The sequence below is a fragment of the Aequorivita sp. 609 genome (assembly GCF_014212065.1).
Classification (GTDB): domain Bacteria; phylum Bacteroidota; class Bacteroidia; order Flavobacteriales; family Flavobacteriaceae; genus Aequorivita; species Aequorivita sinensis.
Genome location: NZ_JACJVM010000034.1, coordinates 366,076 through 380,270 on the forward strand (window position 1 = coordinate 366,076; position 14,195 = coordinate 380,270).

General features: G+C 32.0%; 11 protein-coding genes. 9 read left to right on the top strand and 2 right to left on the bottom strand.

Features of this window, described 5'->3' with window-relative positions; genetic code table 11:
* The first annotated feature begins 326 nt into the window (after positions 1 to 326).
* From H4O20_RS11095 to H4O20_RS11105, 3 genes are read left to right on the top strand one after another with little or no spacing between them, the layout of a single operon-like run.
* Positions 327 to 1,301, top strand: a complete 975-nt coding sequence (locus H4O20_RS11095) for a hypothetical protein (protein ID WP_185099286.1) — start codon at positions 327 to 329, stop codon at positions 1,299 to 1,301.
* Positions 1,294 to 2,490, top strand: a complete 1,197-nt coding sequence (locus H4O20_RS11100) for a hypothetical protein (RefSeq protein WP_185099287.1) — start codon at positions 1,294 to 1,296, stop codon at positions 2,488 to 2,490. Before H4O20_RS11095 ends, H4O20_RS11100 begins: the two co-directional genes overlap by 8 nt.
* Positions 2,487 to 3,815 carry an O-antigen polymerase gene (locus H4O20_RS11105; RefSeq protein WP_185099288.1) on the top strand — a complete coding sequence of 443 codons (1,329 nt, stop codon included), beginning with the start codon at positions 2,487 to 2,489 and terminating at the stop codon, positions 3,813 to 3,815. Before H4O20_RS11100 ends, H4O20_RS11105 begins: the two co-directional genes overlap by 4 nt.
* Positions 3,816 to 4,177: 362 nt before the next feature.
* Here the strand turns inward: H4O20_RS11105 and H4O20_RS11110 are convergent, their stop codons facing one another.
* The gene (locus tag H4O20_RS11110) at positions 4,178 to 5,443 is read right to left on the bottom strand and encodes an O-antigen ligase (protein WP_185099289.1); all 1,266 of its coding nucleotides are present in this window, start codon (positions 5,441 to 5,443) and stop codon (positions 4,178 to 4,180) included.
* Positions 5,444 to 5,546: 103 nt separating this feature from the next.
* Between H4O20_RS11110 and H4O20_RS11115 the strand changes: the two genes are divergently transcribed.
* The 6 genes from H4O20_RS11115 (at position 5,547) to H4O20_RS11140 (ending at position 13,031) form a co-directional block, all read left to right on the top strand.
* The gene (locus H4O20_RS11115) at positions 5,547 to 6,758 is read left to right on the top strand and encodes a glycosyltransferase family 4 protein (protein WP_139854198.1); all 1,212 of its coding nucleotides are present in this window, start codon (positions 5,547 to 5,549) and stop codon (positions 6,756 to 6,758) included.
* A 26-nt stretch (positions 6,759 to 6,784) separates the two neighbouring features.
* Complete coding sequence (locus tag H4O20_RS11120) at positions 6,785 to 7,537, top strand: WecB/TagA/CpsF family glycosyltransferase (RefSeq protein WP_246051379.1); 753 nt, start codon at positions 6,785 to 6,787, stop codon at positions 7,535 to 7,537.
* A gap of 364 nt (positions 7,538 to 7,901) precedes the next feature.
* Positions 7,902 to 9,146, top strand: a complete 1,245-nt coding sequence (locus H4O20_RS11125; protein ID WP_139854199.1) for an O-antigen ligase — start codon at positions 7,902 to 7,904, stop codon at positions 9,144 to 9,146.
* Positions 9,147 to 9,266: 120 nt separating this feature from the next.
* Complete coding sequence (locus tag H4O20_RS11130) at positions 9,267 to 10,580, top strand: UDP-glucose/GDP-mannose dehydrogenase family protein (protein WP_165145522.1); 1,314 nt, start codon at positions 9,267 to 9,269, stop codon at positions 10,578 to 10,580.
* Between the two features lie 106 nt (positions 10,581 to 10,686).
* Complete coding sequence (locus tag H4O20_RS11135; RefSeq protein ID WP_139854201.1) at positions 10,687 to 11,676, top strand: UDP-glucuronic acid decarboxylase family protein; 990 nt, start codon at positions 10,687 to 10,689, stop codon at positions 11,674 to 11,676.
* A gap of 2 nt (positions 11,677 to 11,678) precedes the next feature.
* A complete protein-coding gene (locus H4O20_RS11140) occupies positions 11,679 to 13,031 on the top strand; it encodes an exopolysaccharide biosynthesis polyprenyl glycosylphosphotransferase (RefSeq protein WP_185099290.1) in 1,353 nt (450 codons plus the stop codon).
* Here H4O20_RS11140 and H4O20_RS15265 read toward each other — a convergent pair.
* Complete coding sequence (locus H4O20_RS15265) at positions 13,028 to 14,191, bottom strand: glycosyltransferase family 4 protein (RefSeq protein ID WP_185099291.1); 1,164 nt, start codon at positions 14,189 to 14,191, stop codon at positions 13,028 to 13,030. The genes H4O20_RS11140 and H4O20_RS15265 overlap by 4 nt on opposite strands.
* Positions 14,192 to 14,195 lie beyond the last annotated feature (4 nt).

The following is a 14,195-nucleotide window of genomic DNA, read 5'->3' on the forward strand; positions in this document are numbered from 1 at the left end:
GATTATATAAGTTCACAACATGTTCTAGTACCAAAACCTTGTGTGTAATAACGCATAAGTAGGTTAAACACATTCTTTTTGATGATAAAACACACTACAAACATTAAAGGTTTTGAAATTTGAAACTGATAGGTAGAATAAAACCCCTAATTTTTAACAATGTTTCTCTACTTGTAGTGGTATTGGGTGCGTTGAGTAACTTTGTATTGATTTTATTTATAAAGAAATTCATTCCAGAATCCTTTAATACGTATTCACTTTATATAACTTATTTATCAATAATAGTTTCATTTGGGCTAGTAGGGTTTGATCAAATTATGTTACGGTTGTCCAAAATTGAGGCAGAAAAAACAGTAATATCAAAGGATGTTTTTATTTCTATTTTAGTTTGTGGGGTAGTTGCTCCTATAGTTATTTCGTATTATTTCAGTTTAAGATATGAATCCCTTCACTTTATATTCTTAACCATATCTGGACTGTCAATAAACTCAATGATACTAGCCTATAATACGTTGAGGTTAAATAAAAACTTTTTAAAATCGCAACTTTTTCACAATGGGTACAAAGTGGTGTTTTTATTAACTTTTGTTATGTTATATTTTTTTATAGCATTCAAAGTAGATTATATTGTTTTAGTTGCCACCGCTATACTTTTTGTTTTTGGAATATTGGCATTTTGGAATATTTATCAAAATATCAGTATTTCACAAGAAAGAACTAGTTCTCTTTTGAATTATTTTTTCTCCTTTTCAATTAATATGGCTTTATTGACTGCACTTTCCTATGGGGAGCGGATTTTAATTGCCAATGAGTTGGGAGAAGAAGTCTTTGGAAATTATTTTTATTATTCTACAATCTTTTTATTCCCCTTAACCTTACTACAATATTACGTAGGTTTTAAAGAACTTGTATATTTTAAAGAAGGAGTAAATAAAAAATTACTACACAGTAAACTACTAAAAATATTTGTTGGTGGAGCCCTAATTGTTGCAGCTGTAATTTTAATAGTTAAAATAGATGGCGGAACATTTTTAACAATAGATATTAAAACCAATCTTACATTAGTAATTTTATTGTCTGCTTTGGGGATTATTAAATTAGTATATGGTCTCTTTTCGGCTTTAATGGGAGCCAAGGCGAAGTATCAAGATATATATTTAATAAATATTTTCACTTTTATTTTGCTTGCTATTTTACTGCCGCTCCTTTTTTTATTAGGAATAACAGTGAACCTTGTTGTTCTAGGGTTAATTATAATCTTTGCGGCTAGAGGTGCATTTATTTATTTGAAATATGCGTAGAGATCTCAATTCGATAACCCAGTTATTTTGCAAAGCGGAAAACTTGCCCGTAATTGTATTAATACTGTTTTTTTTATCAGAACTCAGTACGACGATTGCATACGATACGAGAATGAGTTTCTACAACTTTAGCCTTGTAGTTAAAGCTTTATTTATAGCGTATGTTGCTCTTGATTTATTAAAAAACTTTAAAACACATAAAAACATTGTATTGTTCTTAATAGGGATTTCAGGTGTTTTTTTTATAGGACAATTAAGTTTTAACAACTTTACGTTAGGCCCAAATTTTTTAGAAAATTGCATTTACTTTGGGCGTTATATTTTTGTGTTTTTTGTAATGCTGTTTTTAGTAAATAATAAGCATTCCTTTTCACCAAAATTTTATTACGTATATGAGAAAATAGTAATACTTAACAGTATTATTGTAATCACTACTATTGTTTTCGACTTGCCTATTTTTAAAACCTATTATAATCGTTTTGGTTCTAGTGGTGCATTCATGACACCTAGCATGATTACCTACTTTAATGCTTTTGCTCTTACCTATTTTTTACATAAGTATATCAATAAAAGAAAAAACTTAATTGAATTAATTTTGGTTAGTATAGTATGCTTCTTAACTGGGACTAAAGCATTAATTTTCTTCTTTCTTTTGACATTATTTCATTTTACTTTATTGCAAAGGCTATATGCTAAAAAAAGCTTTTATATGTTTTTCTTTGGGCTCATAGTGTTGTTGATTTTATTAAAAGATAAGATTACAGAATTTATATTAGTTAATTTTAAACCGCTGCTTGTTGTTTATGAAGAACGCGGCCTTATATCTTCATTGACATCGTTGAGGGATGTTAATTTTAGAAATAATTTTTTTCCAGTTATATCAGAAAAATGGAGTTTATATAATTTTTTGTTTGGAGGAACCGATTTCGAAATATATCGCGTAGAGTTTGAAATTTTTGATGTTTTTCTGTTTTTTGGAATAGTTGGAATGCTTCTTTATCTATTCTTTTATTTTAAAAATATAATGAACTTTAATAAAATGAAGCGTTTTGGAAAAGTTCAAATGGGAATATTGATGCTTACTGCTTTAATCTCAGGTAATTTTTTAAATAATGCCCCTATCGTACTGTATTTATTAATTATTTTAAGTGTTTTAAGAGAGGACGCCTTTAAAAGAGTTGAATTATGATTCCAAAATCGTTTAAAGATAGTATTGTTTTTGTTTTAATATTATTGACTGGTATTGCTCTATATTTAAAATCGTATGAATTTACACATCTTACCTTTTCACTATTATTATTATTTGTTGCCATTACAAGGCAATCCATAAACACAAAAATTTTTGGATTCTATTTATTCTTATACTATTTCATTCCATTTTTTAATATATCCACGTATAGGGGAACCATTAGCTTTTATACTTTACAAATTTATACTTATGCTAATTTTGCATTGATTTTACCTCTCCTCTTTACAATTAGTAAAAACGTTTTTAAAAAGAATGAAGTAAAATATAAAAAAATCGCTATTACACCTTTTTTTGTCAATGTCGTAATCATACAAACTATAATTGTTTATTTACTGGTAGCGTATGTTTTTGTAACTGTCGGGAATGTTTTGGTTCATCAGGAATTGAGGTTTTTTATGAGCCCGATGATGTCGTACTTAATAAAATCTACACTTTATATTCCTCTTTTTACATTGTTTTTCGAGCGCAGTCAATTCACGAAGAAGAATATTTTACTTTTTATAATACTCCCCCTTTTTCCTGCTTTTTTTATAGGAAGTCGAGGGACTGTTATTATGATTATAATTAGTGTATTGGTTCTTTATCTATTAAAAAACATAAATATTGGCGAAAAATATTACTTAAAGAACAGTAAAGCGTGGAGAAATAATAAACATTGGGTTTATCTAACGTGTTTTATAGGCCTGATTCTGTTTCAAATAGTGTATTACACAAGAAGGTTAGTGTCAACAACCTTTTTATCTCCATCTGAATTAGCAATACGTTATTTTGGAAATGATAATTGGTATAATATGCTAATTATGCCAGTATATTTCTCATTAAGAGAAACAGTAGGTATTACCGAAAAAATAATCAAAGAAAATGTATCAAATACATTTTTTGATTATCCAATGTTTTTTTCTGAATTGATGACAATCTTACCTGGAGAGCAACCGTCACCAGGAATTGTGTTGTCTAAAAGATTATACCAAACTAATTATGAGGGCGGTATTACTCCTGGAGTAATTGGAGCTTTGTATATAGATTATAGGGATTGGTTGATTCCAATTTTATTCTTCACCAGTTTCATAATCTATTTTCTATATAAAAAATCATTGGGGAGTGATATGTATAAACTTTTATATGCCTTAACAATTACTCAGTTCTTTCATATTTATCACAGAGGGTTTTTTAAACCAGAATATTTGGTAGCTTATGCTATTGTTTTGTTTTATGTTTATATCTCCTCCCTAAAAAGAGAAGAGTATAACACTATGCCTACTTAGATTGTTATTCGTTTTGTTGGAAAATCTCTTATATAATACGATTCTACTGAATTAAACGTAATTAAATTGATTTCCGCATTAGGGATGTAAATAGAGACCTTGTACTAAAATGTTAGAGCGAGATAATTAGTCGTATTTTAAATATTGGTCAATAATCTTTTTACAAACCCCTTGATCTGATGGATAAAAAAATGAAATTTATTCGCCCCACAACACATCTTTTTTATTAAAATGCTCAACAGTTATTTAAAGATAACAATAAAAGAGAAGATGATGAAAAAATTTGTTGTTGTTTGTGGAGGGTATTTTGAAAAGTTTAGATGTGATTGTAATGGGTTTAAAATCTAACTTGTCTTGACGCTTTATTTTATATAATTTTCTTTAGATATTAATAAACTATCCTTAATACTACTCTGAGTGACAAACAAACATATAATAAATACCAGTGTTACAATACCATTGTGTCGTTCCAAGTAAGATTCGGTTAAATACAAAATAGTAGTAAGAAGGAGGAAAGTAAATCCAATTAAGTGTTTCTGTTGATAAAATAACCGAAGGTAATAGAAGAAGATAAATAGTAGAGTTATTAGCCCTATTACACCCATCCCTACAAAAGTTTGTATGTATTGGTTGTGGGCGTTGTATTTTCTTTCTGCATAGGTATGGAGCCCGCTATTATTATAAGAATCAAAAATACTCTGGTTGGCATCGCCTATGCCATTTCCAAACAACACATTTTTGTTTGCTGAAGCCCCTGCTTTCCATTGAAAAATTTTATCTTTTCCATCATCATAATGAGTACCATCTGAATATGTAAATCCTACCAACTGTTGAAATCGATATCTAGTTATCCTAACATTGTAAATAACAAGACTTGTGATGATGTATAAAAGCAACAGAAATAATACTCCTTTTAATACTTTTTTCTGTTTTACAAAGTAATATACTAGAGCGATATTATAAAACAGAAATAAAACGGCTATGGGTAATCTAGCAGAAAGATGAAATACAAAAAAGGTGAAATACCCTAGCAACAAAAAGTAAAGAATACGGTACTTCCATCTTCTTTCACTAAAAAGAAAGTGAACCACAAACATCACTGCGAGAATGATTAAATAAGCGTAATAGGTGGAGTGCATGCCTATTGTATCTTCAGACAAACTTAAATAAGAATAATGGCTATTAAATATGTTGTAAAGGCTATCGTTGTTATTTAACAACTTAATTAGTACAAGAGTATGAGAAAACATACATACAATTACCATTGACCCTATAAAGAACTTCATAAGGCTAGGATATCTTTCTTTTTTCAATGGAGGTAGAATAGAAAAAATTATGGGTAAAGTAAGAAAGGGGACCAATCTTCCTATCATTTTTAGTGCTAAATCTTGGTTTTCTGAGTAAAAAACACTGATAAGGCATACTATGTAAAATAAAATCAAAGGAATAAACCTTCGAAGTATCTTAAAGTCAAACTGTTTCTTAAAAATGAGAACAATAGCAGCAAACGCTCCTAAAAGTATCATCGATAGCGAATTGATGTTGTTTTTTACAGGTAAAGTAACACAGACTATTAATACTAAAATGAAGGTTATAAGCTCTTGTTTTGAAAGAATAAATCTTTTCATAGTCTTTTCTCAAATGTTATATTTGCCCTGTTTCTTGTAGGGATTGGTTTGCCAAAAATACAACTTTGAATTTCATTAAATATTTTGGATCAATAATAATTATATGAAGGTATTACATATTCTTTACCAATCGCTACCACAGGTATCAGGATCCAGTATTAGAAGTAGGGATACGCTTATGTCTCAAAAAAACATCGGATTAGATGTTGTTGCTATCACTTCAGACTTTCAAGGGAGTATTGATGGTGGTCAAGAAGATATTATCAATGGAATTCGATATATCCGCACCACTTCGAGAAAAGAAACAGTAATAACAGATAATAAAAAGGGGATTTTAGTTCAGCTTAAAAAGTTATTTTCGATAGTTTCATTTTCCTATAAACTCTTCCATTGTGTAAAAAGAGAAAAACCTGATGTGCTCCATGCACACGCTATGTTCTATTGTGGTATTCCAGCAATACTTATCGGGAAATTAAAAAGAATTCCTGTGGTTTATGAATTTAGGTCGCTGTGGATGTTTCAAAATAAAACAACTAAAAAAACCAAATTAGATCTTCTAATTGAAAATTTTCTAGTTTCCCTAGAAACTTTTACACTTAAACAAGTAGATGCAGCAGTATTTTTAAACGATGATTTAAGAACTTATTTTGAGGCGAAAGGAAATAAATTTAAGAATAGTTATGTAGTTAACAATGCTGTAAACTTAGCGCATATAGAGGAACTTACTAGTAAAAACGCTCAATTAGAAAATCGTAAAGAGTTAGTGTTTGGTTATATAGGAACATTAACAGCTTATGAAGGTATCGAGTTTTTGGTAGAATGTTTTCAGGAGTTATACGATTTAGGGATAAAAAATAAATTGTTGATTTATGGGGATGGCATTAGCAGAGAGGCAATAATAGATGTAATTAAAAGTCGTCCAGATATTGATACAATTAAATATTTGGGAAAAGTAAGCCCAAATGATATCCCCCAAGCTTTCTCTGGAATTGATGTTATTGTTAATCCACGTTTAAATAATGACGTAACACAATCTGTCACTCCCCTAAAACCTTTAGAGGCTATGGCGTATAAAAAGCTATTCATAGGAAGTGATGTAGGAGGGATATTAGCGTTAATATCACCAGACAAGAATGGATTTGTTTTTAAATCAGAAAATAAAGAAAGTCTAAAAAATACCATTAAAAGAATTTTACAGCTTTCAGATGATGAAAAATCTCAAGTTTTAGAAAATGCCCTTATGTTTGTACAGCAGGAAAAGAGTTGGCAAAAGAATGCTCTGATGTATGAAAAATTATATAACTCTCTTTTGTAATTATAAATAGAATAATCCGCCTCAAAGTGATACAAAACACCCATCAAAAAGTAGCTATATGTGGTTTAAGCATAGATAATTTAACTATGCAAGAAACTATCGACCTTGTAAATAACGCAATTGAAAACCAAGGCGATATTACTTTGACTGATATTAATGCGGGAAAAATTATTCAAATTCGTGAAGACGCTCAACTTAAAAGCTATGTTGATCAAAGCGATATTATTCAAGCTGATGGACAAGCAGTAATTTGGGCTTCTCAATTATTGAAAAAACCACTAAAAGAACGTGTAGCGGGTGTAGATCTAGTTGAAAATCTTATAAAACAAGCTTATAATAACGGACATAAAGTTTTCTTTTTTGGTGCACAAGAAGAAGTGGTTAAAGAAGTAGTAAACAAGTTTGTTTCTAAATATAGCGAGAACATTCTTGCAGGGTATAGAAATGGATATTTTAAACATAATGAGGCTCCTTCTATTGCTAAGCAAATTGCAGACAGTGGTGCTAATCTATTGTTTGTAGCTATAACATCTCCTATACAAGAACAATTTTTAATCGAGAATAAAGAAGTTTTAAAATCTGTAAATTTCAAGATGGGCGTAGGCGGTAGTTTCGACGTGTTTGCTGGGAAAACGAAAAGAGCCCCTATTTGGATGCAAAACGCAGGACTCGAATGGTTCTATCGTTTTCTACAAGAACCAAAACGTATGTGGAAACGCTACTTAGTTGGCAATTCAAAGTTCATCTATCTCGTAATGAAAGAGCGATTTTCTAAATAAGCTTAAAAAGTTCATTACTGTATTCGCGCTTCCCCTATGGGGAGCTGGAGGGGGACTAAGCACTAAAAACTCACCTCTCACTACTATTTTCTCCCAAGACTTTCCTATCTTCCCCTAAATTTTTTAAAAATATACTAGTGTCTCATTAAAATAGCTTAAAGACATATTTGTTTCAATTATCGTACACTTTTAGAGAAATATTAAAAATTTTGACGGCATGCTCTTGAAACTATAATTTATGCTAAACGTTTTGATTGTATATAAAACTACAGTAATTTAATTATCAGGCTGTTATAGTTTTAGTCGTACGACGTACGTCATTGTTGGACACTAATAAGAAAACACAAAATACACAAAATACACAATGAGGATTCTGCTCTCTGCCATATACCCATTTGCCTTTTTGCTGCTATACCTCATTATCCCTTTTGATAATTATATAAGGGTACTTCCAAACATTTTAGTAGCAGTTTTAGTTATTGCTTTTCCATTTGTAGTTAAGAAAGATGATTTTAAGAAACTTAAATCGCTTCCTATTCTTGCCTTTCTTGGGTTAATAGTCTACCTGCTAATCAACTCGTATTTTGCAGGTCGATTTGATGAAGATATTACTGTTATTAATAAAGTAATGGTTGCTTTAGGGTTGGCTGTTCTTTATATTCCTGTATCCGATGTGAATCCGTCTTCTGGATGGGCTGGAAAAATTAACAGCGCCATCATTTTTTCAGCTTTGGCGGCTATCATCTTTTCAGTATATAACTTTGTTTTAATAACTGATGCTACGGGAAGCTTCTCCTTAGGGGAATCTCCTCAAGTTGTTGAATCTTTATTGATAGACAGGTTGTATTTAGGCATGCTGAGTACATTCAGTATATTAATCTCTTTTCAAGCAATTAAAAAGAAATATCATCCTAACAATAATTACTACTTAGCAAACATATTGGTTAATGCGCTTTTCATCGTATTAATGGCTTCCAAAATTGCAATGGTTACCTTGTTTGTATTATTGTTGGTAGGGCAGTTTTATGGGCAGCGTAAAATTTGGAAAATTGCTATTGCGCTCGGGGCTATTGCAGCAGTAGTGGCGCTATTTTTTATGATAAAAAGTGACACCGATTTTGAAACTAGTATTAAAGAAAGCAAAAATAATCCGCCGGCATTTATAGAAAACTCACTTACTTACGAGCTTAGAGCAGTGGTTTGGGGATGCGCGCAACAAATAATAAATAACGATGAGGTTCCATTTAACGGAATAGGATTTTATAATACTAAGGAAAAGCTTGTGTCTTGTTACGATTCGCAAATTTCAAATCCTGAAAAACGCGAACGCTTTACTACAAAACGATACAATACCCATAATCAATTTCTAGACTTTTATATAAGCGCTGGATTTATTGCGCTGTTATTGTTTTTAGCTTTCATAAGCTTTAGCTTCTTGAGGGTTAGAAAACAATTTTTCCCTACAGCAATGCTTACAATTTTGGTAGTGTATTGTATGGTTGAAAATGTATTTCACAGGCAGATTGGAGCCTATTATTTGGGGTATATTATTATTGCTTTAACATCAAGTGCTAATCACCTTAAAAACAACAAAGCAAAAATCGAATAAAAAGATTTGCAAATAGTATTTTTGCAAATTAATAAATCTAAAAAAATACCGTTTTCAATATCCTTAAGCACTTTTTTAAATTAAAAGCGTTTAGGGTAAATAACAACGGAAGGAATAAATATGAGAATTTCAGTAATAGGAACAGGATATGTTGGTTTAGTAACAGGAACTTGTCTTGCCGAAACAGGTAACGAAGTTATTTGTGTAGATATCGACGAGGCTAAGGTAGAAAGAATGCGCAATGGTGAAGTGCCTATTTATGAACCGCACCTAGAACTTCTTTTTGAAAGAAATATTAAAGCAAATCGATTAAAGTTTACAACTTCATTAGATGAAGGGTTAGCACATGCTGAAATCGTTTTTTTAGCCCTGCCAACGCCGGAAAATGAAGATGGAGCTGCAGATTTGTCTTATGTATTAAATGTAGCTGAACAAATAGGAAAAAAAATCACAGATTATAAAGTAATTGTAGATAAGAGTACGGTGCCAGTAGGTACTGCAGAAAAAGTATATGCTATAATTGCAAAACATGCTCCTTGTGAGTTTGATGTAGTATCCAACCCTGAGTTTTTACGAGAAGGTTTTGCAGTAGACGATTTTATGAAACCAGAACGTATTATCATTGGTTCTAGCAGTGAAAGAGCTACAGCGTTAATGAAACGACTTTACAGCCCTTTTGTGCGCTCAGGCAATCCAATAATCGTTATGGACGAAAAGTCGGCAGAGCTTACAAAATATGCGGCTAATGCATTTTTAGCTACTAAGATTACCTTTATGAATGAAATCGCAAATTATTGCGAAAAAGTAGGTGCAGATGTAGATAAAGTTCGTGCAGGAATGGGTACAGACAGCCGTATTGGAAAGCGATTTTTATTCCCTGGAATAGGATACGGAGGATCTTGTTTTCCAAAGGATGTTAAAGCGCTAAAAAAGGCTGGAGCAGATGAAAACTACAATTTTAAAATTCTGAATTCAGTTTTAGAAATCAATTCAGACCAAAAAATAATTTTGCTACCAAAAATCGAGAAGTTTTTTAACAACGATTTAAAAGGAAAGACCATTGCAGTATGGGGCTTGGCTTTTAAACCAGAAACAGACGATATTCGCGAAGCACCATCTATCGATATGATGAATGGCTTGTTGGAATTAAATGCGAAACTTCAGGTGTTTGATCCGGAAGCAATGCCTAACATCAAAAAACGCTTTGGAGATAAATTACATTATTCAGAATCGATGTACGAAGCACTTGAAGGGGCAGATGCACTTTTAATTTGTACAGAATGGAGTATTTTCCGTACCCCTGATTATTCTAGATTAAAAAACTCATTGAATAACCCTGTGATTTTCGACGGAAGAAACCTATACAATGTAAACGATATGGAAGCAGAAGGGTTTACTTATGTTTCAATTGGGAGAAAAGCAGTGAACTTATGATGTGCACGATATTCAATTATAATATAACAGAAAATGTAAGTTGGGGTATTCTATCCCTATGCAGCGCGAAATCGAAGCATTACTTTTTCTCAAATAATTTATTCAGATGAAAAAGCGCGTGCTTATAACAGGTGCTGCCGGGTTTTTAGGCTCACATCTATGTGATAAATTTATTGCTGAAGACTTCCACGTTATCGCAATGGATAATCTTATTACTGGTGATCTAAAAAACTTAGAACATCTCTTTAAACTTGAAGACTTCGAGTTTTACCATCACGATGTTACAAAGTTTGTGCACGTACCTGGAAAAGTAGATTATATTCTTCATTTCGCTTCTCCTGCTAGTCCGATAGACTACTTAAAAATCCCTATCCAAACTTTAAAAGTTGGTTCATTAGGGACTCATAACCTTTTGGGATTAGCAAAAGAGAAAAAAGCTAGAATATTAATAGCATCGACTTCTGAAGTTTATGGCGACCCATTGGTTCATCCACAATCGGAAGAATATTATGGCAATGTAAATACCATTGGTCCTCGCGGAGTTTATGACGAAGCAAAAAGATTTCAGGAATCGTTAACCATGGCGTATCACCGATTCCATGGTTTAGAAACGCGAATTGCTAGAATTTTTAATACTTATGGCCCAAGAATGCGATTGAACGACGGTCGTGTTATTCCTGCTTTTATAGGTCAAGCGCTGCGTGGAGAAGACCTAACCGTTTTTGGGGATGGATTACAAACCCGTTCGTTTTGCTATGTAGACGATCAAGTTGAAGGCTTATACCGCCTTCTGCTTAGTGATTATGCATTACCTGTAAACATTGGGAATCCAGAAGAAATTACAATTCTTGATTTTGCAAAAGAAATTATAAAACTTACGAACACAAGTCAAAAGATTGTTTTTAAACCTTTACCTCAAGACGATCCTTTACAGCGTGAACCAAACATTTCTAAAGCGAAAGAAGTACTAGGATGGGAGCCAAAAGTGTCACGAGCAGAAGGTATGCGAATAACCTTTGAATATTTTAAAAATTTATCACCAGAAGAACTCTTTAAAAGCGAACACAAAGATTTTTCAAAACACAATAGAGGGTAAGTATGTTTAAAAGCGGACGATATTCTGGATTTATAAGGCCTATTTCATACGGACTAGATCTTGTCTTACTCTATTTTTTGGCTTTCGAGTTTTTCAATAATAGCATTCCGCTATTTAACTTTATTATTTACCTAACCTTCGCTTGGATATTGCTTTCGCTACGATCAGGATTTTATGAAATCTATCGTTTTACACATATGTCAAAAATAATGTCTTTGCTAGGTAAGCAAGGGATAATTTTGGCGTTAATCGTATTCTCCTTCTTTGGGTTTTATAATGATATAGAAGTTTCAGCATCACTTATTTTCAAATATATAGTTGTTGTAATGCTAAGCATATCAACAGTGAAGTTTGGAATATATTTTCTTCTAAAAAAATACCGACTTTATTTAGGCGGAAACGTTAGAAAGGTGGTGATTATCGGTCTTAACCAAAAAACAGATCAGCTGAGAAAGTTTTTTAATGAAAATCCAGTATATGGTTATCAACTGGTTAAAACATTTGATTTAAAAGGACCTAATAAAACTTCTATAGAAGAATGTATGGATTACATTCTTAAAGAAAATATCGATGAGGTGTATTCTTCGGTTGCAGAAATAGGGAATAAGGATTTAATAAAGCTCATAGATTTTGTAGATAACAACCTTAAAATATTAAAGTTCCTTCCGGATAACAAGGAGATTTATACCAAAAAACTTGATTTCACATATTACGGAGTGCTTCCAATACTTTCTATGCGAAAAATTCCGATGGATGAACCGTTTAATAAGTTTATAAAACGAGGTTTTGATATTGTACTTTCAATACTAGTAATTGTTGGGATACTTTCATGGCTTACACCACTTTTAGGCTTATTTATAAAACTGGAGTCGAAAGGTCCAGTGTTTTTTAAACAGAAAAGAAACGGTTTGGATTACAAAGAATTCTACTGTTATAAGTTCCGATCGATGAAACCAAATCCTATGGCCGATTTACATCAGATTAAAAAAGGGGATGAGAGAGTTACTCGAGTAGGGCGAATAATTAGAAAAACGAGCATGGATGAACTGCCGCAGTTTATCAATGTTCTGAAAGGTGAAATGTCTGTTGTGGGGCCAAGACCGCATATGGTGAGCCATACACATATGTATGCAGAGCGTATAGACAAATTTATGGTTCGTCATTTTATTAAGCCAGGAATTACAGGCTTAGCACAAGTAAGCGGATTTAGAGGAGAGGTAGAGAGTGAAAGTGATATCATTAATCGCGTGAAATACGATATTTTTTACCTTGAAAATTGGAGCTTATTCTTGGATATAAAAATTGTATTTCAAACAATTTACAATGCCCTAAGAGGAGAAGAAAAAGCGTATTAAACAGTTTCAATTGCGCTTATAAATGCCTTAAATTGTTTTTCAAAATTAAATACTGAAACTGTGGTATTTTGAATTTTTTCTTTTGGATACATATTCAATTCGTTTTCGGAAATAGTATTAATAAACTCTTGAAGTTTCTTAGTGTTATTCACAGGAATTACCCAACCCAAAGATTCTTTAGCTACAATTTTCCCTCCTTCACCTCCTGCAAAGTAAAGTATAGGAAGTCCTAAGCGTGTATATTCAAATATTTTTGAAGGTACAGACCCGTATATTCTATTTGTTAAAGGAACAAATGCAATGTCGTATTTTTCAAGCTCTATATGTAGCACCGCTCTATCGACTTCCCCATAGAAGTAAACGTTTTTAGATTGTAACGATTTTAGCCTTTCTGCATCGGGTCCTGCTCCATAGATATGAAAACTTACATTTTGTGGAAAAGTGATTTTTTCACAGATTTCAAAAATTCCTTGAGCCACGCCTAACAAGCCGGCATATACTATTTTCACCTCCTTAGAAGTAGTTCTATCACTGATTTTTGGCATTTTGAAATTCGGAATATTCCGATATAAAAAGAGTGGCTTTTTATTTTCTAGTTTTGAAATATGTAGGAGGATTTCTTCAGACTGACCGATAATTAAGTCGGATTTCTTGTAACAATAACGCTCTATTTTTAAAAGTAGCGTATAATAGAACCCCTTGTTTAAAATACCCATTTCCAAACCTGCTAATGGCCAAAGGTCTGATATGTTTAGAATGATCTTTTTTGAAAATATTTTTCCCAAACAAACTGCTGTAAACCCAACAAATACTGGAGAATATTGGATAAATATTTTTTTTGGAGTTTTTTTAAAAAGGAAAAATACCGCTAAGCTCAATGAAAATGAAAGCATTGAAAGCAACCGAATAAACTTGTTTGTAGAATTACTTGGCCATGTCCACAAACGCGAAACTTCTCCGAAAGGAGTTTTTTCAGATATTGACAATTTCCCGCGATAGCCTTCAAATATTTCTCCGTTGGGATAGTTTGGTAAAGGACAAATTACTTTTACAGTATATCCTGCTTTACCTAAGTTCTCTGCAATGCTATGCATGCGGTTTGCCGCAGCTCCTTTTTCGGGTGGAAAATAGTTTGTTATTAAGAGAATTTCTTTTTGCACACTA